Below are 23467 nucleotides of genomic sequence, written 5' to 3' on the forward strand. Positions count from 1 at the left end.
TAAGCGCCAAACATGGCTCCAGCTGGCACGTCCTCGCGAAGAAGGACGGCTGATCGGGTGTTTCGGGGAGGAATTCATGAGCGCAATCGAAATCGGCGCGGCAAGCGATGTCGCGGCCACATCCGGCGGGGCGGACGAGATATCGCGGCGGCTCGAGAGCCTGCCGGCCTCGTCCTATGTCTGGCGGCTGGTGATCCTGCTGTCGCTCGGCGGCTGCTTCGAAATCTATGACCTTTTCTTCACCGGCTATATCGCGCCCGGCCTCAACCGCAGCGGCCTGCTGACGACCACGACGCAGGCCTTCTTCGGTTTCTCGGGGATCGGCGCCTTCGTGGCCGCGACCTTTGCCGGCCTGTTCGTCGGCACCTTCTTCCTGGGCTTTCTCGCCGACCGGTTCGGGCGGCGGGCGATCTTCACCTTCGCGCTGCTCGGCTACAGCGCGGCGTCGGTGATCATGGCGTGCCAGACGTCGTCCGAAGGCCTGTTGCTGTGGCGATTCATCGCCGGGATCGGCATCGGCGTCGAGATCATCACCATCGACGCCTATATCACCGAACTGGTGCCGAGCTGGATGCGCGGCCGCGCCTTTGCCGTCAATCAATGCGTGATGTTCATCGCGGTTCCCCTGGTCGCGTTCCTGTCGTGGTGGCTGGTGCCGCTGCAGCCCTACGGCGTCGACGGCTGGCGCTGGGTGGTGCTGATCGGCGCCGCCGGCAGCATGGTGATCTGGGTGTTGCGGCTGTATGTGCCGGAAAGCCCGCTCTGGCTCGCGCGCCACGGCCGGACCGAAGAAGCGTTGAAGATCCTGGCCAGGCTCGAAGCCTCCGCGGGCCCTGCCGCCGCGCGCCCAAAAACACTCACGAACAAGTCGCCGGCACGCGCGCCCGCGACAGTCGGCTTTGCGGAGTTGTTCCGGCCGCCCTATTTGTCGCTGGTCGTGCTGTTCATGGTGTTCAACTTCTGCCAGGCCTTTGGCTTCTACGGCTTTGCCAATTGGGTGCCGACGCTGCTGGTCGAAAAGGGCATCACGGTGACAAAAAGCCTGGAATATTCCTTCATCGTCGCGTTCGCCTATCCGATCGCGCCCTTGCTGGCCGCAAGCTTTGCCGACCGGCTCGAGCGCAAATGGATCATCTGCGGCGCCTGCGTGGCGATCATCGCGTTCGGTGCGGCGTTTTCGCAATTCACGGTGCCGGCGCTGTTGATCCTGAGCGGGGTGCTGCTGACGGCGGCGAACATGACGATGTCCTACGCCTATCACGCCTATCAGACCGAAGTGTTTCCGACCGCGATCCGCGCCCGGGCGTCGGGCCTTGTCTATTCGATGAGCCGGGTCAGCGCGATGTTCTCCGGCTTCATCGTCGCCTACATGCTGCGCGTCGGCGGCGTCAACGGCGTGTTCGGCCTGATTACCTCGGCCATGGTCCTGGTGATCATCGCGATCGCGACCTTCGGTCCGAACGTCCGCGGCAAGCCGCTCGACGCCTGATCGCGCGCTCCTGACATTCGATCTAAGGTTGCGCGCGGCCGCGACCCGCGATAGGCTGCGCGCGGGCAACCTTGGGGACCGAGGAGTGCGCCATGATAGCCGATCGCAAATGGGTTGAGAGAAATCTTGGCTTCGATCCGATCTCGACGCCCCCGCCCGCCGCGGCCTTCACCGTCAAGACGGTGGCGGCATCCGCCGTCAAGCGCTCCGCCAAGGTCGCTCCGGAAGATTTCCAGCGCGAAATAATCGACTTCGATTCGGAGGCGCCCGAAGGCCGCGAGTTCGTCGCCTTCAGCACCGCGACCGGACTGTCGCGCTTCACCGACATACCGTGGCCGAAGGGATTGGCGCCGCAGACCGGACCGAAGCCAAAAGGCACGGGCAGCGGCCCGCTGCCGAAGGCCGACGTGCTGGTGGTGACATGGACCGTCGACGAGGGTCACGCGCTGAGCCGCGTGCTGACCCCCGGCAAGGATTCCCGCAACGACTATGTTTCCTACACGCACAATTTCGCGACCCTTTCGAAGAAATTCCGCAAAGGCGCACCGGCGCTGCAGGCCAAGCGGCTCGGCGCCTATTGGACGACGGCGATCGGCAAGAAATCGGTCGTGGTCTTCAAGTCGGACTCCCATATGTCGCAGGACGGCCCGCAACTGCCGAACATCGACGTCTGGCGCCAGATCATCGAGGAAGTGAGGCCGAAGCTCGTGATCACCACCGGGACCGCGGGCGGCATCGGCAAGCTGGTCGAGGTCGGCGACGTCGTGGTCAGCCCCGTGGTCCGCTTCGATTGCACCTCGAAGTTCAAGAGGAAGCCTTTTGCGCAGGCGCACTACACCAGCTCGCCCGCCAAATCCTCGAAATTTGCCGTGGCAAAAGGGCTGTTCAAGGCCAATTCCGCACAGCTGCCGAAGGACAACACGCGGCCACCCAAGATCATCAAGGTGGCGCCGGCGGATTTGAAATCCTCGGTCGTGACCACCGACCTGTTCGGCTTCGATACCTCGGACAACCACTACAAACTGCAGGGGCTCGGCGACGTTTCCGAAATGGGCGACGCCATTCTGGGACTGGTGGCAAAGGACATGGGCAAGAGCGCGCCGCGCTGGCTCGCGATCCGCAATGTCTCCGACCCGCAGATCAAGGCCGAAGGGACGCTGCGGCAGCAGGCGCAGGTCGCCGCCACCATCTACAAGGGTTATGGGCGGTGGAGCTCGGTGTGCAGCGCCATCACCTGCTGGGCCAGCATCGTGGCGGAGCCGTAGGTCGGAAAGCTGCGAGACCGAGCTAGGGCGTGATGCGTTCAGGTTGTTCTCCCTCGCCCCGCTCTTGCGGGGAGAGGGTTGGGGTGAGGGGCTTTCGCAGCAAATTCGTTAGATGTGAGTGTGCTGAGAGTCCCCCTCACCCGGATCGCATCTTCGATGCGATCCGACCTCTCCCCGCAGGCGGGGCGAGGTGAACGACCACCGGTGCCGACTCAAACAAAAGCCATCACGCTATAGCCTTCAGCTTCACTGCTGCGTCAGAACGGCAGCGCGACGTCGTATTTGATCTCTTTCAGGATCACATTCGTCCGCACGTGACGGATGCCGGGGATCTTGAACATGAAGTCATCGAGAAAGCGGTTGTAGGCCGCCATGTCGCTGACGACGACCCGCAGGTGATAGTCGGCGTCGCCGGTGGTCGCAAAGCATTCGAGGACCTCCGGCCGCTTGCGAACGCGCACGACGAATTCGGAGACGAATCTCTCGTCATGGCGGTCGAGCGAGACATGCAGGATGGCCGACATCGAAAATCCGGCCTTCTCGCGATCCACCAGCGCCGTATACCGCGCGATAACGCCCGCCGCTTCCAGCGAAGCGACGCGGCGCCAGCAGGCGGACGAGGACATGCCGACGCTGTCTGCCAGTTGCTGATTGCTCTGCCGGTTGTCGTGCTGGAGTTGCTGCAACAGCCGCCCATCAAGCGGGTCGATCATTTCCCGGCCTTCCCTGATCTGGATAATTCATCCAGAATATAGCCAATTACCGAACATTTATACCTAAATCCCAGTATTTCCCGGGAAATCTGGAAAATCCTGTCCGTGAATTAGCAGATACTTCCGTCGACCTCCTCATCAGGACGACGGACATGCTGGACATATCAGACGCGCCGCAGCCGAACCTGGACCATTATTCGCTCGAGGACCGCTACGTCAGACAAAGCGGCCGGGTGTTCCTTACGGGCACCCAGGCGCTGGTGCGCATCCTGCTCGATCAGCGCGACCGCGACATCGCTGACGGGATCAACAGCGCCGGTTTCGTTTCGGGCTATCGCGGTTCGCCGCTTGGCGGCGTCGACATGGAGCTTTGGCGCGCCAAAAAATTCTTAGCCGATCGCCGCATCGAATTTCTCCCCGCCGTCAACGAAGACCTCGCGGCGACAGCAGTCTTGGGATCGCAGCAGGTCGAGACCAACCCGAAGCGCGAAGTCGATGGCGTATTCGGCCTCTGGTACGGCAAGGGCCCCGGGGTCGATCGCTCCGGCGACGCGCTGAAACACGGCAACGCCTACGGCTCCTCGCCGCACGGCGGTGTCCTCGTCGTCGCCGGCGACGACCATGGTTGCGTCTCGTCGTCGATGCCGCACCAGTCCGATGTCGCCTTCATGGCGTGGTTCATCCCGACGCTCAATCCGGCCAGCGTCAGCGAATATCTTGCCTTCGGCGAATATGGTTATGCGCTGAGCCGGTTTTCCGGAATGTGGGTCGGCTTCAAGGCCATTTCGGAAACCGTGGAATCCTGCGCCTCGGTCGATCTTCCCGTCCGGCGTCGCTTCGTCCGGCCGGACTACGATATGCCGCCGGGCGGTTTGCATTACCGCTGGCCGGATCTTCCCGGTCCGCAGATCGAGCACCGCCTCGAAGCCAAGAAGAACGCGGTGCTGGCCTTCGCCGCGGCAAATCCGATCGACCGCAAAATCTATGACATCCCCGATGCGACCTACGGCATCGTCACAACCGGCAAGGCGCACCTCGATCTGATCGAAGCGTTGCGGCTCATCGGTCTCGACGAGGGCGAATGCCGGCGGCTCGGCATCGATATCTACAAGGTCGGCATGGTCTGGCCGCTGGCGCACCACGACGCACTGGAATTCGTGCGCGAGAAACGCGAAATCCTCGTGATCGAGGAGAAGCGCGGCATCATCGAGAGCCAGTTCAAGGAATATTTCTACGATTATCCCGGCCACAAGCCGGAATGGATGGTTGGCAAGACCGACGAGAACAACGCACCATTGGTGCCGTGGGTAGGTGAATTGTCGCCGCGCCTGCTGGCGCCGATCGTGGCGCGGCGTCTGGACGCGATTTTTCCGGGCCTCGACCTGCAGTCCCGCGCCGCAAGGCTTGCGCCACAAAGCACCGGCATCGTCGAGATATCCGGCGCGAACCGCACGCCCTATTTCTGTTCCGGCTGTCCGCACAATACGTCAACCAAAGTGCCCGAAGGCTCGCACGCGCTGGCCGGCATCGGCTGCCATTTCATGGCGAGCTGGATGGATCGCGAGACCACGTCGCTGATCCAGATGGGCGGCGAAGGCGTGAACTGGGCGGCCTCCTCGCTGTTTACCGGCCGCGATCACGTGTTCCAAAATCTCGGCGAAGGCACCTATTATCATTCGGGATCGATGGCGATCCGCCAGGCGGTCGCCGCCAAGGCCAACATCACCTACAAGATTCTGTTCAACGACGCCGTCGCCATGACCGGCGGTCAGCCGGTCGATGGCCCCATCAGCGTCCACAGCATCGCCCACGAAGTCCGCGCCAACGGCGTCGCGCGGATCGCGTTTGTTTCCGACGAGCCCGAGAAATTCAATGTGCGGGATTTTCCCGCCGATGTCACCTTCCATTCGCGCGGAGAGCTCGACGCGGTTCAACGCGAGCTGCGCGAGATTCCCGGCGTCAGCGTCCTGATCTATGAGCAGGAATGCGCCACCGAAAAACGCCGCCGGCGCAAGCGCGGCCAATTGGCCGACCCGCCGAAATTCGCCTACATCAACGATCTCGTCTGCGAGGGATGCGGCGACTGTTCGGTCGAATCCAACTGCCTCAGCGTCGAGCCGAAGGAAACCCCGTTCGGCCGCAAGCGCCAGATCAACCTGTCCTCGTGCAACAAGGACTTTTCCTGCCTCAACGGCTTCTGCCCGAGTTTTGTCACGGTCGAAGGCGCTACGCGGCGCAAGAAGCAGGGTCTTGAAATCGACGTGCTGGCCCGGGCGAAGTCGCTGCCGGAACCCGAACGTCCCGAGATCACCACGCCTTTCAACCTGCTCGTCACCGGCGTCGGCGGCACCGGCGTCATCACGGTCGGCGCGCTGGTGACGATGGCGGCACATCTCGAGGGCAAGGGCGCGTCGGTGCTCGACTTCACCGGCTTTGCGCAAAAATTCGGCCCGGTCATGAGTTTCATCCGGCTCTCGGCGGAACCTTCCGACATCAATCAGGTCCGCATCGATCGCGGCGCCGCCGACGCGCTGATCGGCTGCGACATCGTCGTCAGCTCTTCATCCAAGGCAACGGCGACCTACCGTCCGGCGATGCGCGCCGTCATCAATATGGCTGAGATGCCGACCGGCGACATCGTGCGGAATCCGGATGCTAGCCTGGCCGGACCGATGCGGCTGCACAGCATCACGCGCATCATTGGATCGCAAAATATCAGGAGTTTCGACGCCAACCGGATTTCGGACGCTTTGTTCGGCAACACCGTTTTCGCCAATGTGATCATGCTCGGCGCCGGCTGGCAGCAGGGCCTGGTTCCGGTCTCGATGGAAGCGTTGATGCGGGCGATCGAGCTCAACGGCGTTGCCGTCGAACAGAACAAGCGGGCACTTGCGTGCGGCCGCCTTGCCGTGGCCGATGAACATTTCACCGCGCAGCTATTGGGACAAACGCAGCCCGAGGAGACGTTGGATCAGATCATCGCGCGCCGCGTCGATTTCCTGACATCTTACCAAAACGCAGAATATGCCGCGCGCTATCGCGCCACCGTGGACCGCGTTCGTGCCACCGAGCGCGATCGGGCAGCCGGATCGGAGTTGCTCACATCAGCGGTGGCCCGCGCATTGTTCAAGCTCATGGCCTACAAGGACGAGTACGAGGTGGCGCGCTTGCATACGCAGACCGGGCTCCAGGACAAACTGCGGCGCGAGTTCGAAGGCGACTTCACCATCAAATATCATCTGGCGCCGCCCTTCCTGTCCGCGGGCAGGGATTCGCGGGGCCGGCCGTTGAAGCGGCAATTCGGTTCATGGATCGAGCCCGCTTTCCGGATGCTGGCGCGTCTGAAGATTTTGCGCGGCACGCCGCTGGACCCGTTCGGCTACACCCACGAACGCCGGATGGAACGAAATTTGATCGCGTGGTACGAAGCCCTCTTGACGGAGCTGCTTCCCCTTCTACATGCGGGGACTGCCGGTTCGCTGGCCGAAATCGCGTCGTTACCGATGGAAATTCGGGGATACGGACCGGTCAAGCAGGCGGCCGTCGAAAAGGTGAAGGCGAAGATCACAAACCTTCGCAACAAAGGATGAGACCGCCATGTTGGACGCCGCCGTCAAGGCGCTATCGCAAATCCTGTCGCCGCCGATGCGCACCATTCTGTGGCGCTCGATCGGGCTGGCGCTGGTGCTGGTCACGGTGCTGGCGGTCGGATTGCAGCGGTTGTTGAGCTGGCTTGCGGAGAATGGCGAAACCTGGGCCGAGGCCATGCTGGGCCCCGGCTTCCACGCAACACTCAATGTCCTCGCCTGGATCATCTCGATCGCCGCCGGCCTCGGTGTCGTGCTCGGCGGCATCTTCCTGATGCCCGCAATCACCTCGCTGGTCGCCAGCGTGTTCGTCGACGACGTCGCCGATCATGTCGAGCGCGAACATTATCCGGCGGAGCTTCCCGGCACCGCGCTGCCGCTCGGCGTCGCGATCCCGGAAGGCGCCAAGACCGCGCTGCTGACCATCCTGGTCTATCTGATCGCGCTGCCCTTCGTGTTCGTCGCGGGCGCCGGCTTCATCGCGTTTTTCATCGCGACCGCGTGGCTGTTGGGGCGTGAATATTTCGAGCTCGCGGCAATGCGGTTCCGCTCGCCGGCGGAAGCCAAGGCGATGCGCAAGGAAAACGCCGCCATCGTCTTCACCGCAGGCCTGATCATCGCAGCCTTCGTATCGATCCCGATCGTCAATCTGGCGACGCCGTTGTTCGGCATGGCCTTCATGGTTCACATGCACAAGCGATTGAGCGGCCCGCGGCCGGAACTGATCGAGCAGGCGCGGCGGCGGGAAGTTTCCGCGCGTTGATCTTGTCACCTCGCCCCGCTTGCGGGGAGAGGTCGGATCGCGAAGCGATCCGGGTGAGGGGGTACGGGTCTTTCAACTAGCACCGACCTCGCGGATAGAGCCCCTCACCCCAACCCTCTCCCCGCAAGAGCGGGGCGAGGGAGAAGCAGGCGACTCCATGCCAACCCGGACTCATCAAACAGCCACGCCGCACTTCCGCAGCACACCCTTGGCAAAACCGAACGGCGCCGGCGTGAATGGACCCGGCGGCGCCCGGGTGATCAACGCCGTGAGCAACAGCGCGACCATCGCCAGCCAGAAACACAGCCAGAAGCCGTCGATATAGGCCAGCGTATTCGCCTCGCGTGCCACCTGGGCCGAAAGCGTTCCCATCGCCCGTGCCGGCGCTGTTCCGGCGCCGTGGCTGGCAAAGAAATCCGAGAGCTGCTTGAGCATGCGGGTCACATCGACGCTGCCGTTTTCAATGTGCTGTCCGAGATAATTGGAGTGGATCTGCTCGCGCACGCGCAGCCAGGTTCCCATCAGCGCCACGCCGATCTCGGCCCCGCCGAGCCGCATGATCTGGATATAGGCGGCAAACGACGTCGCGCGCGCCGGATCGGAATTGGACACAGCGAGGATGATGATCGGCAGCAAGGTGAACGCCTGTCCGATCGAGAGCAAAACGACGATGGTGACGAAATCGCCGCGCGCCCAGTCGTGGCTGAGTTGCGTGCCCAGCAAATTGGCCGTGGCGAAAGCCGAGAGCCCGACTACGAGCACGGTGCGGGGATCGAAATGCCGCAGCAGAAAGATCGATACCGGCACCAGCACGAACATCGGCAGCGCGCCGTATGTCAGCAACAACACGCCGGTCTGTTCGGGCCTGAGCTGACCGACCACGCTGAGAAAATTCGGCACCAGCGATGAATTGGACAGGCTGGTGAGGGTGTAGAGCAGGATGATGACCAGCGAGAGCCCGACATTGCGCGAGAACAGCACGTTGACGTGGGCCCAGGGCTCGGGAACCAACGCCTCGTTGATCAGGAACAGGACAAACAGCACGCCGCCGCCGAGCAGCAGCGCCATGACCGTGCCGGATTCCAGCCAGTCCAGCCGATTGCCCTGATCGAGACCGGCATAGATCATCGAGACCGAGGTGCCGAGCAGCAGCATGCCGCCCCAGTCGGCATCGCGCAGCAGATTGCGGTTGACCGGTTCGGCCGGCGTACCGAGATAGACCATCAAGCCCATCAGCGGCGCGATCGCCACGCCCTGCCAGTACAGCCACTCCCAGCCCCAATGGTCGACGTAAAAGCCGACCAGCGAGGTGCCGCTGTCGAGCGCGAAGCCGACCCGGATGGAATAGATCGAGATCGCCGGCAGCCACCACCGGATCGGCAAATTGCGGAACACGATCATCAACGTCGCGGGCACGAACGTCCCCAGCAACATGCCGTGCACGATGCTGAGCACGATCAGCGTGGTGTAGTCGTGGACGAACGGGATTGTCAGCGAGACCAGGGCATAGGCAAGGCTTGGAATGCCAAGCACGCGGCGCAGGCCGAATACGGTGGCGAGCCAGGCAACGGCCGGCGCGATGAAGATCTGCGAACCGATCGATGCGGTGCTGAGCCAGGCGCCCTCGTCGAACCCCAACGAAAAGGCGCCGCGCAGATCCGGCAATCCGACCGATGTCAGCCGGCTGTCGAAATTGGCCAGAAAAGAGCCGAGCAGCACGGCGGCGACCGCGAACAGCGGGTGGCGCGCGACGCCACCGCGCGAGACCGGCCCGAGCGCCTGGTCGGCTGCGATCGTGTCAGTCATCGGTCTGAATGTTGGTCACGACCGACATTCCCGGCAGCAGGCGCTCCAGCAACGGCTGGTTCTTGTCGAGTTCGATCCGGACCGGAACGCGCTGGACCACCTTGGTGAAATTGCCGGTGGCGTTATCGGGCGGCAGCAGCGCGAATTGCGAGCCGCTGGCGGGCGAGACCCGCTCGACGCGGCCATGCAGCTTCTCGTTCGGAAAACTGTCGACCGTGATGTCGACGGGTTGGCCGGGCTTGACCCGCGTGAGCTGGGTTTCCTTATAGTTGGCCATCACATAGACATTGGGCAGCGGCACGACATTGATGAGGTTGCTGCCGATATTGACGTAATCGCCCGGCTGGACCTGGCGCTCGCCGACGACGCCGTCGAACGGCGCGACGATTTTGGTATAGCCGAGCTTGAGCCGCGCCGAGGCAAGGGCGGCCTGCGCGCCCAGCACGTCGGCGGCGCGCTGCTTCTTGGTTCCGGCCAGCACTTCCATCTGGTGACGCTGCGCGGCGATCACGGCCCGGCTGGCGCGAACATCGGCCTGCGCCTTGGCGTAGGCCGCGGTCGCCTGTTCGAATTTTTGCCTTGTGCCGGATTCGGTCTGCGACAGCGATTGCTGGCGCTCCTGTTCCTGCTTTGCCTCGACCTCTTGCGCGGCCGCCGATACAAGCTGGGCTTCGGCCTGCGCGATGGTCGCGTATTGCAGTTCGACCTGGTTGCTCAAATTGTCGAGCGCTGCTTGCGCCGCCGCGACGCTGGCCTCGGCCTGGGCGACCTGGGCCTGGTAGTCGGCGGGATCGATCTGAATCAGCAAATCGCCGGCCTTGACGCGCTGGAAATCGTTGGCGGCAACGGTGAGGATTTCGCCGGCGACCCGGCTGCTCAGCCGGGTCATCTCGGCGCGGACATAGGCGTCATTCGTGGTCTGCACCGTGGCATTACCGACCCATGCATCCCAGCGCAGCGTCGCCAGCGCGATGAAGCCGAATGCGGCCAGCACCGCGAACAGCGGAATCGCGAAACGGCCCCAGGAATTGCGCAAGGCAGCCGGCGGCGGCGAGGCCGGAGGAGCAGCCGGCGGAGGCGGCGCCGCAGCTATCTTCATTGCGGGCGGCGGGCTGGTTTGTTCCTGCTGACTCAAGGCAATCCCCTCACTCATTCTGCCGAATGCCGGACGAGGCTATCAAGGCATGATGCATGCCGCAAACCGTCGTGTGAGGCCACTGGCAGAGATCGTCGATCAGGCATACCGCGCGGCTGGTGCCGCGAGGTCAATCCGACCGGTTCCGCGCCAATGGCACCAACAGCAGTCCGGCGATCGCGACGCAGGCGAGCATCGCCCAGGCCTCGTTGATGCACAATGCGAGCGAGGCCTTTTCGACCATCGGCCGGACGAATGCCACGGCAGCATCGTCCGGCGGTCCCGGCGGCCGGTTCACAAACGCGGCTACGCTTAGCCCGATCGCCTTCGCGGCCGTAACATCTCCCGCCAGCAGGCGGGTGCGAAAATCCTCGGCGTAAATTCCGATCCGGCCGTACAGGATGGTATCGATCAGAGCGATGCCGATGGCGCCGCCCAAATTCCGCATCAGGTTGAACAGGCCGCTGGCGTCCGCCACCTCCGCTTCCGGGAGCGCACCGAGCGCAATGCGGGTCGGCGGCAATAGGCAGAACATGATCGCGATGCCGCGCACCACCTGCGGTAAAAACATTTCGTCGAAATCGGCGGTGCGGGGCTGAAACGCGCTCAGGCCCAGTCCCAGCGCGAACAGAGCGAAGCCACAAGCCGTCAGCAGGCGGGCGCCGATCCGGCTTTCGAGGATCGCGGCGAGCGGCGCGGTGACGAGTTGCGCGACCCCGGTGACGAGCATGATGGTGCCGATCTCGAACGCATCACGGCCGCGCACGAAGGCGAGAAAGACCGGCATCAGATAGACCGAACCGAACAGGCCGACCCCAAGGCAAAAGCTCAAGGCGCAGCCGGCCGCGAACGAGCGCCGCTTCAAGGTCAGGAGTTGCACGACCGGATGCGCCGATCGCAAGCTGCGGCGGACCGAAAGGGCGATACCGAAGGCGCTTGCCGACAACAGGCCGATGCATGTCAGCGACCACCAGCCACGGTGCGGCGCTTCCTTCAGCCCGATCTCGAGGCTGGCAAGCGCCGCCGCCAGCAGGATCAGCGTTAACCCGTCCAGTCTTGTCAGTTCGTTCAGATCGGTTTGCTGACGCGGCAGCAGCAACGGTGCCGCCGAGGCTGCGATCATTCCGGGAATGACGTTGATCAGAAACAGCCACGGCCACGACCAGGTTTCCGTGATCCAGCCACCGACGACGGGTCCAACGGTCGGCGCCAGCACCGCGACCACGCCGCCGACCGTAGTGGCGACGGCGTGAAGCCGGGGCGGGAACAGCAGGAACACCGCTGAAAACACCGCGGGGATCAACACACCGCCGGAAAATCCCTGCACCACCCGGAACACCAGCAGCACGGCAAAATGGCCGCTATAGGCGCAACCGATCGACGCCAGGGTAAACAACGAGACGGCTGTTACGAACAGCCACCGCAAGGTCAGCACGCGCGTGAACAGGCCGGTCAAGGGGATCGCGATCACCTCGGCGATCAGATAGGCGGTCTGGATCCAGCTCATGGCGTCCGGCGAGATCGCCAGCGCATGCTGGATCGCCGGCAATGAGGTCGCGACCACCTGGATGTCGAGGATGGCCATGAACATGCCAAGGCACATCAACAGGAAGCCGGCCCATGTCGCCACGGCCGGCGCGACCGTTCGAGGCTCCGCCTGCTCACTCACAGCGCCCTGCGTGCGCGTTGACCGTCGACGGCGGATAGCGCGCGGGCCTCGACGCGAATCCGGATCACGAGCACCGCGGCGTTCAAGGCCGTGAAGATCAGCGCCAGCAGAGGCAGATGCAGCGCGAGCGGCAGCAACGCGATCTCGGCGGCGACGACGGCATAATTGGGGTGCGAAAAATATTGGTAGGGTCCGGATGCGACCAGCTGCTCGCCCGGCAGCACGATGACGCGCGTGGTCCATCGCGGCCCGAGCGTTGCGAGAATCCATAGGCGAAAGCCCTGCAGCGCGACGAACAGCGCAAGCGCCAGCCGATTCACGTCCTGATCGCGGCCCCAGACCCACAGCGCGATCAGCCAGGCTGCATGGACCGCCACAACCAGCGGATAGTGATTGGCGCCGATCTCGATGGCGCCGCGCGCCTTGAGCCTGCCGGTGTTGTATCGCGACAAGACGAGCTCGCCGATCCGCTGCAGCGTGACCAGCGCAAGAATGACGGCCGCGAGGCTCACGCCGCGTGCCGCAACGCGACGCAGCTTGCGGTGAAGCCGGGCCCAAGCGCGGTCAGCAGCGACCGCGACGGCAGGCCGTGGGCGCGCGCGCGTTCGAGCACGAACAGCACGGTGGGCGACGACATGTTGCCATAGTCGGCGATAACTTCGCGCTCATGGTCGAGCGTGCCCTGCTCGAGCGACAGCGCCCGTTCAAGCGCGAGAATGACCTTGGTGCCACCGGGATGACAAACGAAGCGATCGATATCGTTTGCCGACAACTCCATACGGGACAGAATTTCCGCGACGGCCGGCCCGATATTATCCCGGACGAAATCGGGAATCGTGCGCTGAAAGATTACGCCGAACCCCTCCGGGTCGACGCTCCATCCCATGATGTCGAGCGTATCGGGCCACTGCTTTTCGCCGGCGGCCTCGATCCGGGTCGCGCCGCCATCGCCGGCGCGCAGAATGGCGGCGGCTGCGCCATCGCCGAACAGGCTGGCAGCAACGACGTTGGCCTTGGTCAATTCATCATGGCGCACCGCAAGGGTGCAGAGTTCGAGCGCGACCAACAGCACGTTGGTGCCTGGCCGCGCCTGCGCCAGCCTTGAAGCGATCGACAGGCCGGAGACGCCGCCGGCGCATCCGAGACCGAATACCGGCACGCGCGACACGTCGCTGCGGAAACCAAGTTGGCCCGCAACCCGCGCTTCCAGCGTCGGCGTTGCAATGCCGGTCGAACATACCGTGACGACAGTGTCGATATCGCCGGCCGAAAGATCCGCACGCGCCAGCGCCTTGCGCGCGACGTCGACGAACAGCGCCTCCGCGCCTTCGAGAAACGCCCGCGTTCGCTCCGGCCAGCCGCGCCGCTCGAGATACCATTCCATCGGTTTGACGCCGTAGCGATGGCGTATTCCGGTGTTGGCAAACAGGCTCGACATGGTTTCGAACTGCGGATAGCGGTCCGCCATCAGCTTGCTGGCTGCTTCCAGGATTTGTTTCTGATGAAACAGATGCGGGGGAACCGAGGTCGCAAGCGAAACCAGTGCGGCCTTGTCATTCATGTCACTCATCCTGCCTCTGGTACCTCATTATAGGAACCGCGGCGAGGAGCGAATATTTCAGAGGCCGCCGATGCCGGGCGCGCCGGGGCATCACTATAAATTGAAAGACGGAGGGAAGGCGCTCGCGAAAAAGCTACACCGTCTTTTCCGGCCAGCGGCAGAGATCGTTGATCAGGCATAACTCGCAGCGCGGCTTGCGGGCCAGACAGGTGTAGCGGCCGTGCAGGATCAGCCAGTGATGCGCATGCAACATGAACTCGGACGGGATCACTTTCTCCAGCCCAAGCTCGACCTCGAGCGGCGTATTGCCCGGCGCCAAACCGGTGCGATTGCCGACGCGGAACACATGGGTATCGACCGCCATGGTGTGTTCGCCATAGGCCATGTTGAGCACGACATTGGCGGTCTTGCGCCCGGCGCCGGGTAGGCTTTCGATCTCGGCGCGGCTGCGCGGCACCTCGCCGCCGAATTCGGCAATCAGTTTTTCCGACAGCGCGATGACGTTCCTGGCCTTGTTGCGGTAGAGCCCGATGGTCTTGATGTAGTCGCGGACCTGGTCTTCCCCGAGCGCGAGCATTTTTTGCGGTGTGTCGGCGACTTGAAACAGCGCGCGCGTCGCTTTGTTGACGCCGGCGTCAGTCGCCTGCGCCGACAGCACCACGGCGACCAGCAGCGTGTAGGGGTTGAGGTGCTCGAGCTCGCCCTTCGGCTCGGGATTAGCCTCGCGAAAACGGCTGAAGGCCTCGTGGACCTCCGCCGCAGTCCAGGGCCTTGGCTTTGGCGATTTTTTGGGCGCTGTGGATTTGGGCGACGATCCCGCCGCCGCCTTTTTCGCCGGCTTCCTCGGTGCGGAGCGAACGATGGTTTTTTTGGCGCGTTGAGCGCGGATGATTTTGGCCATGATCCGGGTATACTGACCTGTGATGACCGCTAGCAACGACTTTGATCCGGAGCCGCCCGAGCCAAAACTGTTTTCGGCACGGCTGACGCCCCACCGTTCGCTCAACCGCACCGGCTTTCTGGTGCTGATGGCGTTCATTAGCGTCGTCAGTTTTGTCGCGGGCGTGGCGTTCTGGATGATGGGCGCCTGGCCGGTGTTCGGCTTCTTCAGCCTCGACGTGCTGGTGATCTACTGGGCGTTCCGGATCAATTTCCGCCGCGCCAAGGCCACCGAGGACATCGTGGTGACGGCATCGGAATTGCGCGTGCGCCGGGTCAGCCATCGCGGCCATGTCGTCGAGTGGGTGCTCAATCCCCTGTGGGTGCAGTTTGAGCAGAAGAGCCACGCCGAATTCGGCATCGAAAGGCTTTATCTGGTCTCCAGAGGCCGCCGCGTCTCGATCGGAAGTTTTTTGGGGCCCGACGAAAAGGCCAGTTTTGCCAAGGCCTTAATGACCGCGCTGCAGGCTGCCAAGCGCGGCCCAACGTATAATCCCGTCGCCTAGGCTGTTTTTGTTTGACGCGTTTTCTTCACGCGAACCGGTGCCCCCTTCGCTTGAAAACGCTACGTTATCGGAAATCGGGTGGTTGGAACGACCAATGCGTCCTACATCAGACCCCATGATGACACTCGCCATAAATGACCAGCGCCTGACCAAGCCGGGCCCCCTGAACGCCGCGCTGCGCGACTATGATTCGGTGCGGCGCGCGATCGCCTTCATCTCCGAGCACTGGCGCGCGCAGCCGACCATCGAATCGATGGCGGAAGCCGCGAGCGTAACGCCGGACGAACTGCACCATCTGTTCCGCCGCTGGGCCGGGCTGACGCCAAAGGATTTCATGCAGGCGCTGACGCTCGACCACGCCAAGGGCCTGCTGCGCGATTCCGCCAGCGTGCTCGACGCCGCACTCGACTCCGGCCTTTCCGGTCCGGGCCGATTGCATGATTTATTCGTCACCCATGAGGCGATGTCGCCGGGCGAATGGAAGAACGGCGGCGCCGGCATGACCTTGCGCTACGGCTTTCATCCCTCGCCGTTCGGCACCGCGATCGTGATCGCGAGCGGCCGCGGGCTTGCGGGTCTCGCCTTCGCCGATCCCGGCGAGGAGCCGGCGGCGTTCGCCGACATGAAGCGGCGGTGGCCGAATGCAACCTATGTCGAGGACCGCGACGGCACCGCGGGTCTTGCCCAGCGCATCTTCGATACAAAGCTGTGGCGTCCGGACCAGCCGCTGCGCGTGGTCTTGATCGGCACCGATTTCGAGGTCCGGGTCTGGGAAACCCTGCTGAAGATCCCGATGGGCCGCGCGGTCTGTTATTCGGATATCGCCAACAATATCCAGAACCCGAAGGCCTCGCGCGCCGTTGGCGCCGCGGTCGGACGCAATCCGGTCTCGTTCGTGGTGCCCTGCCATCGCGCCCTCGGCAAAGGCGGCGCGCTGACCGGCTATCACTGGGGCATCACCCGCAAGCAGGCGATGCTGGGCTGGGAAGCCGGACAGGTGGGATTGCACTAACGGCGGAAATGCTCCGGGCATGCTAGCTCACGAGGGCGCGTCCGAACGGCACGACCTTGTTGCCGGCGTCGTGTCCAATATCGGCACGGCCCAACCAGGGTATGCCGGACTTCCGGCACCAGTGGCGGGCGACTTCCTCTTCGGTCATGCCAAAGTCCGGATCGTTCGGCGTGATGTCGCTGCAACGGCCCAGCATGATGCCGGCAGCCCGCCTGACCCCGGGATTGCCAGTGATGTGAAACAGCGACCGGTCGATCCGGTACATCGCCTCCGACACCTCCTCCAGCATGAGCACATGGCCGTCGAAGTCAGGCTGGTGCGGCGTGCCGAGCAAGTGACTGAGGATCGTCATATTGAATGCCGCCGTCTTGTCCGAACGACGGACGGCGGGCTCCAACGCTTCGGGCGCGCGGTCGATGATCCAGGCGAGCGCCCGTCCGATCGCTGCGTCGCCCCCGGCCCGGACGATGTCCTGCACCACCGGACCATGCGCCACGGAATTGAAGCCGGCCTGATAGAGCGCGGCCAGCAGCGTGCCGCCGTCGCTATAACCAAGATAGGTCTTTCGCGTCGACGGCGGCGTCAAGCCGGACATCACCGCCTCCACAATGCGGCAGGAGCCGTAACCGCCGCGTGCGAGCCACACCGCGTCGAAACTTTCGTCATTGGCGATGTCGAGGAAGGCCTGCGCGCGCGTTTCGTCATCGCCTGCGAAATGCCCGTGCGAAGCAAAACACTGCGGATGGAAGAAAATCTCCGGCGGCCTGTCCGGATACAGCGATGCCGCCAGCGCCTGCACTTTCTCGGCGGCCTCCAGAGACATCCGCGACGCTGGCGCGACGACGCCGATCCGGCACTTCTCCTTGCTCATCCTGCCGCCCCGCCCGCGTTGCACTTGACCGGCAACGCTTGTAGATTCCGCCAATGTCCCGGCTTGGAGATTACTTTTTTTGCGGCGTCGGCGGTAGTGGCATGACCCCCCTCGCTCTGATCATTCAGGCCAGGGGCGATCGGGTCGAGGGTTCTGACCGCGCGCTCGACCAGGGGCGCAACACCGAAAGATTCGATTTTCTGCGCGCGCGCGGCGTCTCGCTGCATCCGCAGGATGGCAGCGGCGTTCGCCGGGCCGGTCAGATCCTGGTCACCTCCGCCGCCGTCGAGGAAACGATCCCTGACGTGCAAGCCGCGCGGCGCGTCGGCGCCTCCATTACCACGCGCGCGAGGCTTCTCGCCGACCTCTTCAACGAGGCCGCCTTGGGCGTTGGTGTTGCCGGCACCAGCGGAAAGTCCACCACGGTCGGCATGATCGGCTGGATCCTGCATCGCGCAGGGAAGAGCCCAACCATCATGAACGGCGCCGATATGAAGAACTTCGCCGCCACAGACTCACCGTTCGCCAGCGCCAGGATCGGCGAGGGCGGGACATTCGTGAGCGAAGTGGACGAAAGCGACGGCTCGATTGCGTTTTTTGAGCCGCGTATCGCGGTCGTGAACAACATCTCGCTCGACCATAAATCGCTGGACGAACTGCGTAGCCTGTTCCGGGGCTTCAGCGTCAAGGCAGAGACCGTCGTGCTGAATCTCGACAATCCGGAGACCGCCGCACTCGTGCCCGATTTGAAGCCGGGCCAGGCGACGACCTACAGTCTGACCGATGCGCGGGCCGATCTCCTCGCGTTGTCGCCGGCCCCCTCACCGGCCGGCATCGCCTTCCGCATCAAGGCGCGCGACACCGGCGAGGCCGTCGAGGTGAAACTGCAAGTTCCAGGATTGCATAATGTTGCCAACGCGCTCGCCGCGCTCTGCGCCGCGAAGGCATGCGGCGTGGCGCTGGCAGACGCCGCGTTCTATCTGGGTGAATTCAGCGGCATAAGGCGGCGGCTGGAGGTTGTGGGCACTGTCAATGGCGTGACGGTGATCGACGATTTTGCCCATAACCCCGACAAGATATCGGCCACGCTCGAAACCATGCATGCGTTTCCCGGCCGCCTGCTGCTGATGTTTCAGCCGCATGGCTACGGCCCGATCCGTTTGATGAAAGACGCTTTGGTGGACTGCTTTGCGAACGGCCTGCATGGTGACGACGTTCTGCTGATGCCCGAGCCCGTCTATTTCGGCGGCACGGTTGACCGCAGCGTTGGCAGCCATGAACTCGTATGCGAAGTCGAGCGGCGCGGTCGAAAGGCCTTCGCCCTGCCGGATCGGATCGCTTGCGGTGACAGGCTGGTCAAGTTGGCCCGTCCTGGCGATCGCATCCTGGTCATGGGAGCCCGCGACGATTCGCTTTCAATATTCGCGCGTGAACTGCTGCGACGGCTTGCGCCGTAAGGCGGCGCTCGCTTGAAAGCGCTGCGGCAATCAGCGATCCAGCCGCTTCCAGAACAACGCGGTGTCGCACAACCTCCCGTCCGGAAACATCGCGTAATCCGGGATGATCCCGCTTTCGGTCCAGCCGGCGCGCCGATAGAGCCGATAGCCGTTATCGCCGGGAACGGTGTCGAGCACCAAAAGCCAGCGGCCGCGATGTCGCGCTTCGTCTTCCACCCGCGCCATCAGCGCCGCGCCGATGCCGTGGCCGCGCGCGGAGCGATGCACCAGCATTTTCTTCACATCGGCGCGGTGCGGCTGATTGGGCGGAGTGTCCAGCCCGAGCTGGACCGTGCCGATGATCTTGCCGTCGAGCTTTGCCGCCAGCAGCACGGTGTCGCCTGACGCCACCGAGCCTGAAACCCTGCGGAAGAACGCCAGCGCCTGATCTTGCGAGAACGGCGCCATGAAGCTGACGCTGGCGCCGCCCGCGACGCAGTCGACCAGCACGGAGGCGAGTTGCTCGAGTGCTTCATCCGCAATCGGCGTGGTGAGAACGGAGATTTCGGCAGCCGCGCTCACGCCGCCAGATCAACCTTGGAAGCGACGGTGGAATCGGCGTTGAGCCGGTAGATCACCGGCGCGCCGGTGGCGAGTTCGCGCTTCAAGATGTTTTCCGGCGTCAGCTTCTCCAGCACCATGATCAGCGCCCGCAGCGAATTGCCGTGGGCGGCGACCAGCGTCCGTTCACCGCGCAGCACGCCGGGCAGAATCTCCTGCACGTAATAGGGCAGCGTCCGCGCCAGCGTATCCTTCAGGCTTTCGCCGCCGGGCGGCGGCACGTCGTAGGAACGCCGCCAGATCAGCACCTGGTCCTCGCCCCATTTCTTGCGGGCGTCGTCCTTGTTGAGGCCCGAGAGATCGCCATAATCGCGTTCGTTGAGCGCGAGGTCCTTTTTGGTCGGAAGCCCGGTCTGGCCGATCTCGGTGAGCATCAGATCGAGCGTGTGCTGGGCGCGCGTCAGCACCGACGTAAACGCGACGTCGAATGTCAGCCCCTGCGCCTTCAATTTGCGTCCGGCCTCCTCGGCTTCGGCTATGCCCTGCGCGGTGAGATCGGGATCTTTCCAGCCGGTGAAGAGATTCTTCAGGTTCCAGTCGCTCTGGCCATGACGCACGAGCACGAGAAGGCGGTCGCTCATTCCAGGGATTCCGTTTTCGTTTCGAAGGGTAGCTAAACTTTAGAAATCAGTGAGCCCAAGCACGTCGGCCATCGAGTACATCCCGGGCTTCTTGCCCTGCGCCCATAATGCGGCCTTGACGGCGCCTTGCGCGAACATGGTGCGGTCCTCGGCCTTGTGGGTCAGTTCGATGCGCTCCATCGCGCCGGCAAAGATCACGCTGTGATCGCCGGTGACGCTGCCGCCGCGCAACGATGCAAAGCCGATATCGCCCGACCGCCGCGCGCCGGTATGGCCGTCGCGGCCGCGCGCCGAATGCTCCGCCAGCGCGATCTTGCGGCCGGCGGCGGCGGCTTCGCCCAGCATCAAGGCGGTACCCGACGGCGCGTCGATCTTGGCCCGGTGGTGCATCTCCAGAATCTCGATATCGAAATCGGCATCGAGCGATTGCGCCACGCGCTTGACCAGCGCCGCCAGCAGATTGACGCCGAGGCTCATATTGCCCGACTTCACCACGATGGCGCGCGAGGTGACGCTCTTGATCACGGCGTCATCCGACGACGACAGGCCGGTGGTGCCGATGACATGGACGAGGCCGCGCTGGGCGGCGATCGCGACATTGGCGATGGTGGCACCCGGCACGGTGAAATCCAGAATGCCGTCGGCATTGGCCGTCATCGTCCACAGATCGGCGGAGAGTTTGACGCCATTTTCGGGCAGGCCGGCGAGGACGCCGGCATCCTTGCCCAAAAGTTCGGAACCGGGCGCCTCCAGCGCGCCGGCAAGAACCGCGCCTGGTGTTTCCGTAATGACGCGGGTCAGCGCGCGTCCCATCCGGCCGCCGGCCCCCGCAACGATCAAACGCATGTCTGCCATGGTTTTACCTCTTCACGCCCTATTAGCGGGAGCGGGCCGCTCCGGCAACCGATTGGGCGTCAACTCGTCGTCATGCCCTGGCCAGTCGTCGGCTTTTCGCAGACTACGTTAACTGGTCTGCGCTCTCAGGCATCACGATAGTGGGCATTTTTTGGCTACGGCTGCGGGCCGTCATAGCCTTCGATGATGACGAGGTCGGCGTTCGAATGCGGCTGCCGCACCTTGATGTTTTGCTGGTATTCCGGAGAGCGATAGCAGGCCAGCGCTGTCTCGTAGTCGGGGAATTCGATCACGACATTGCGCGAGCGGCTTTCGCCTTCGATGGCGGTGAATTTGCCGGCACGCACCACGAAGCGCCCGCCGAATTTCTTGAAGATGGCCGGATTGGCCGCAGCGTAAGGCTTGTAGCCGTCCTCATTGTGAACGTCGACGCGTGCAATCCAGTAGCCTTTTGCCATTTCCGTTGTCCTTCTTGTTGTTCAACTTGTTCAACCCAGCGCCTGCGCGATTTCCGCCTGAATGGCGTCCGCCGCGAGCCTGGGATCGGCGGCTTCGGTGACCGGTCGCCCGACCACCAGATAATCGGCGCCGGCCGATATCGCCCGCGCCGGCGTCATGATGCGCTTCTGATCGCCGACCGCCGCGCCCGCCGGCCGGATGCCCGGCGTCACCAGATGCATCTGGTGACCGACGATCTTGCGCAGGGCGGCGGCCTCCTCGGGCGAACAGACCAGCCCGTCGACGCCGAGCACCTGCGCCTGCTGCGCCCGCGCCTCGACCAGGTCGGAGACGTTGAGCCGGTAACCCGCGGCATGGAGATCGCCATCGTCGTAGGAGGTCAGCACGGTGACGGCGAGAATTTTCAGGCTGGAGCCCGCGCGCGCCTCGACCGCGGCCTTCATGGTCTGCGGATAGGCATGCACGGTGAGGAAGGTCGCGCCCAGCTTCGCGACACTCTCGACACCGCGCGCCACCGTATTGCCGATGTCGTGCAGCTTGAGGTCGACGAACACCTTCTTGCCGCGGTCCGAAAGCTGGCGCGCCAGCGGTAATCCGCCGGCATAGCCGAGCTGATAGCCGATCTTGTAGAAGGTCACGCTGTCGCCAAGCCTTGCAATCATCGCTTCCGCCTCGGCTACGCCGGGCAGGTCGAGCGCCACAATCAACCGGTCTTTCGGAGCGATCTTGGCAGGCTGCATGTCACCTCACATCATGCGTTGGGAAATCTCGATCAGCTGCCGCACCAGCGCTTTCAGCGCCTCGATATCGGCGGAAAGTTTCAGGCGGTCCATCTCGTCATAGGCCTGATCGGCGAAGGACAGCGCGAGCTGGCTCGGAATGACGGTCGCATGGCAGGCGGAGAGGATCAGCCGCAGCGCCGCCAGCGCACGGGTGCCGCCGAGCCGGCCACCCGAGGCGGCCGCGATCGCAAATACCCGCTCGCGAAATACCTGGCCGCGGCTCTCGCCTGAATCCTGCACCCGACTCACCCAGTCGATGGTATTTTTGACCAGCGCCGGAACCGACGAATTATATTCCGGCGTCACGATCAGCACGCCATGGTGGGCGCCGATCATGCGCTTGAGATTGACCGCGTTTTTCGGCACGCCGGATTTGGCCTGCAGATCGCCGTCATAGATCGGCAGCGGAAAATCCGACAGCGAGATGCGGGTGATTTCAGCGCCCGATTGCGCCAGTTCATGGGCGATGGCCGCCGCCAGCCGCGCATTGAGCGAGCCGGTGCGAAGCGATCCCGGGATCACGAGGATTTTCAGTGCGGACATATTTAGAAATCGCGTTCAGGCGAGCCCTGCGCGACGGCGCAGGCGAGCATTTTCTCAGAAAATGCTCTTAACTAAATTTTCGCGCGTATTCTACGCGCAAAACCGGTACCCACTTTTGCGGAATACGCGCCTGTCAGCCCTTGCGATACACCCAGACCCGGGCGGGCGGAAGGTTCATCCAGATCCGCTCGGAAGCTTCCGTGGACACGCCCGGCAGCGATTTCGGAATCGGCGGCGCGACCGAATAGGTGAACTGAACGAAGGGTGCGCCGGGCGCGAGCGCTGCGAAGGCATCGCGGATCAGTTTCAGGCGCGTCAGCATCGGCTTGGTCACCAGCGGCAGGCCGGAGACCACCGCCGATGCGGGGAGCTTCAGGACCTCCCACAGCGAGTCGCGCAGCTTATAGGCGTCGCCCTGCACCACCTTGGCGTGCGGATAGCGGTCGCGCAGCAGCGCGCAAAAACCCGGATTATATTCGACCAGCACGAGGCGTTTTTGATCGATGCCATGCTCGATCAGCGCGTTGGTGATTGCGCCGGTTCCGGGTCCAAGCTCGACGACCGGGCCTTCGGAGTCGACATCGACATATTGCGCCATGGTGCGGGCGAGCACCCGGCCCGACGGCATCACGGCGCCCATATGGAGCGGCTTTTCCATCCATGAACGGAGGAAACGAACCTCGTCGTCAAGACGGAGAGGTTTCTTCAACGCACGCACGGACGATTGCAAAGGCATGTCGCTACCAGGCGGGACCGCAAAAGCGAGCGGGGACTGTCAACAAACAGTCATAAAGAGGTATAGGTCGAAGCCTACATGGTCAAGCAAAACGGTATCGCGCCTGATCGGCCAGCGTGGTTGTGATTCGGCGATAAG

General features: G+C 63.7%; 22 protein-coding genes. 7 read left to right on the plus strand and 15 right to left on the minus strand.

Annotation, left to right across the window (positions count from 1 at the left end; translation table 11 throughout):
• Window positions 1-76 precede the first annotated feature (76 nt).
• Together NL528_RS00745 and NL528_RS00750 are read left to right on the plus strand one after the other, a co-directional pair.
• Complete coding sequence (locus NL528_RS00745; RefSeq protein ID WP_309180859.1) at window positions 77-1489, plus strand: MFS transporter; 1413 nt, start codon at window positions 77-79, stop codon at window positions 1487-1489.
• Window positions 1490-1581: 92 nt separating this feature from the next.
• Window positions 1582-2754, plus strand: coding sequence for a hypothetical protein (locus NL528_RS00750; protein ID WP_309180860.1), 1173 nt, complete (start codon window positions 1582-1584; stop codon window positions 2752-2754).
• Between the two features lie 257 nt (window positions 2755-3011).
• Here the strand turns inward: NL528_RS00750 and NL528_RS00755 are convergent, their stop codons facing one another.
• Window positions 3012-3467 carry an Lrp/AsnC family transcriptional regulator gene (locus tag NL528_RS00755; protein ID WP_309180861.1) on the minus strand — a complete coding sequence of 152 codons (456 nt, stop codon included), beginning with the start codon at window positions 3465-3467 and terminating at the stop codon, window positions 3012-3014.
• Between the two features lie 152 nt (window positions 3468-3619).
• Between NL528_RS00755 and NL528_RS00760 the strand changes: the two genes are divergently transcribed.
• Complete coding sequence (locus NL528_RS00760; RefSeq protein WP_309180862.1) at window positions 3620-7057, plus strand: indolepyruvate ferredoxin oxidoreductase family protein; 3438 nt, start codon at window positions 3620-3622, stop codon at window positions 7055-7057.
• A 7-nt stretch (window positions 7058-7064) separates the two neighbouring features.
• A complete protein-coding gene (locus NL528_RS00765; protein WP_309180863.1) occupies window positions 7065-7817 on the plus strand; it encodes a sulfate transporter family protein in 753 nt (250 codons plus the stop codon).
• 174 nt (window positions 7818-7991) lie between these two features.
• Here NL528_RS00765 and NL528_RS00770 read toward each other — a convergent pair whose 3' ends face one another.
• The 6 genes from NL528_RS00770 to nth form a co-directional block, all read right to left on the minus strand.
• Complete coding sequence (locus tag NL528_RS00770) at window positions 7992-9623, minus strand: MFS transporter (RefSeq protein ID WP_309180864.1); 1632 nt, start codon at window positions 9621-9623, stop codon at window positions 7992-7994.
• Window positions 9616-10758: an HlyD family secretion protein gene (locus NL528_RS00775; RefSeq protein WP_375143970.1), complete on the minus strand. Its 1143-nt coding sequence runs from the start codon at window positions 10756-10758 to the stop codon at window positions 9616-9618. The genes NL528_RS00770 and NL528_RS00775 overlap by 8 nt, the downstream gene beginning before the upstream one ends.
• A gap of 130 nt (window positions 10759-10888) precedes the next feature.
• Window positions 10889-12427: a DHA2 family efflux MFS transporter permease subunit gene (locus NL528_RS00780; protein ID WP_375143971.1), complete on the minus strand. Its 1539-nt coding sequence runs from the start codon at window positions 12425-12427 to the stop codon at window positions 10889-10891.
• Complete coding sequence (locus NL528_RS00785; protein ID WP_309180865.1) at window positions 12424-12939, minus strand: isoprenylcysteine carboxylmethyltransferase family protein; 516 nt, start codon at window positions 12937-12939, stop codon at window positions 12424-12426. Before NL528_RS00785 ends, NL528_RS00780 begins: the two co-directional genes overlap by 4 nt.
• Window positions 12936-13988, minus strand: coding sequence for a type III polyketide synthase (locus tag NL528_RS00790; RefSeq protein ID WP_309180866.1), 1053 nt, complete (start codon window positions 13986-13988; stop codon window positions 12936-12938). Before NL528_RS00790 ends, NL528_RS00785 begins: the two co-directional genes overlap by 4 nt.
• A gap of 133 nt (window positions 13989-14121) precedes the next feature.
• Window positions 14122-14889 (minus strand): endonuclease III, encoded by a 768-nt coding sequence (gene nth / locus NL528_RS00795; RefSeq protein WP_309180867.1) that lies wholly within the window; start codon window positions 14887-14889, stop codon window positions 14122-14124.
• 22 nt (window positions 14890-14911) lie between these two features.
• Between nth and NL528_RS00800 the strand changes: the two genes are divergently transcribed.
• Window positions 14912-15433: a DUF2244 domain-containing protein gene (locus NL528_RS00800; protein ID WP_309180868.1), complete on the plus strand. Its 522-nt coding sequence runs from the start codon at window positions 14912-14914 to the stop codon at window positions 15431-15433.
• A gap of 115 nt (window positions 15434-15548) precedes the next feature.
• On the plus strand, window positions 15549-16445 hold the full coding sequence (locus tag NL528_RS00805) for a bifunctional helix-turn-helix domain-containing protein/methylated-DNA--[protein]-cysteine S-methyltransferase (RefSeq protein ID WP_309185297.1): 897 nt from the start codon (window positions 15549-15551) through the stop codon (window positions 16443-16445).
• Window positions 16446-16467: 22 nt separating this feature from the next.
• Here NL528_RS00805 and NL528_RS00810 read toward each other — a convergent pair whose 3' ends face one another.
• Window positions 16468-17316: an LD-carboxypeptidase gene (locus tag NL528_RS00810; RefSeq protein ID WP_309180869.1), complete on the minus strand. Its 849-nt coding sequence runs from the start codon at window positions 17314-17316 to the stop codon at window positions 16468-16470.
• 101 nt (window positions 17317-17417) lie between these two features.
• Here NL528_RS00810 and NL528_RS00820 point away from each other — a divergent pair, with 101 nt between their 5' ends.
• The gene (locus NL528_RS00820; RefSeq protein WP_375143972.1) at window positions 17418-18773 is read left to right on the plus strand and encodes a glutamate ligase domain-containing protein; all 1356 of its coding nucleotides are present in this window, start codon (window positions 17418-17420) and stop codon (window positions 18771-18773) included.
• A 30-nt stretch (window positions 18774-18803) separates the two neighbouring features.
• Here NL528_RS00820 and NL528_RS00825 read toward each other — a convergent pair whose 3' ends face one another.
• The 7 genes from NL528_RS00825 to NL528_RS00855 form a co-directional block, all read right to left on the minus strand.
• On the minus strand, window positions 18804-19334 hold the full coding sequence (locus NL528_RS00825; protein ID WP_309180872.1) for a GNAT family N-acetyltransferase: 531 nt from the start codon (window positions 19332-19334) through the stop codon (window positions 18804-18806).
• Window positions 19331-19954, minus strand: a complete 624-nt coding sequence (locus tag NL528_RS00830; protein ID WP_309180873.1) for a 2,3-bisphosphoglycerate-dependent phosphoglycerate mutase — start codon at window positions 19952-19954, stop codon at window positions 19331-19333. Before NL528_RS00830 ends, NL528_RS00825 begins: the two co-directional genes overlap by 4 nt.
• A 39-nt stretch (window positions 19955-19993) precedes the next feature.
• Complete coding sequence (gene dapB, locus NL528_RS00835; RefSeq protein WP_309180874.1) at window positions 19994-20809, minus strand: 4-hydroxy-tetrahydrodipicolinate reductase; 816 nt, start codon at window positions 20807-20809, stop codon at window positions 19994-19996.
• A gap of 155 nt (window positions 20810-20964) precedes the next feature.
• The gene (locus NL528_RS00840) at window positions 20965-21267 is read right to left on the minus strand and encodes a DUF1330 domain-containing protein (protein WP_309180875.1); all 303 of its coding nucleotides are present in this window, start codon (window positions 21265-21267) and stop codon (window positions 20965-20967) included.
• Window positions 21268-21297: 30 nt separating this feature from the next.
• Complete coding sequence (pyrF, locus tag NL528_RS00845; RefSeq protein WP_309180876.1) at window positions 21298-22008, minus strand: orotidine-5'-phosphate decarboxylase; 711 nt, start codon at window positions 22006-22008, stop codon at window positions 21298-21300.
• Between the two features lie 6 nt (window positions 22009-22014).
• Window positions 22015-22593: an NAD(P)H-dependent oxidoreductase gene (locus tag NL528_RS00850; protein ID WP_309180877.1), complete on the minus strand. Its 579-nt coding sequence runs from the start codon at window positions 22591-22593 to the stop codon at window positions 22015-22017.
• A 133-nt stretch (window positions 22594-22726) separates the two neighbouring features.
• Window positions 22727-23329, minus strand: coding sequence for an rRNA adenine N-6-methyltransferase family protein (locus NL528_RS00855; RefSeq protein ID WP_309180878.1), 603 nt, complete (start codon window positions 23327-23329; stop codon window positions 22727-22729).
• Window positions 23330-23467: the final 138 nt, after the last annotated feature.

The sequence above is a fragment of the Bradyrhizobium sp. Ash2021 genome (assembly GCF_031202265.1).
Taxonomy (GTDB): Bacteria; Pseudomonadota; Alphaproteobacteria; order Rhizobiales; family Xanthobacteraceae; genus Bradyrhizobium.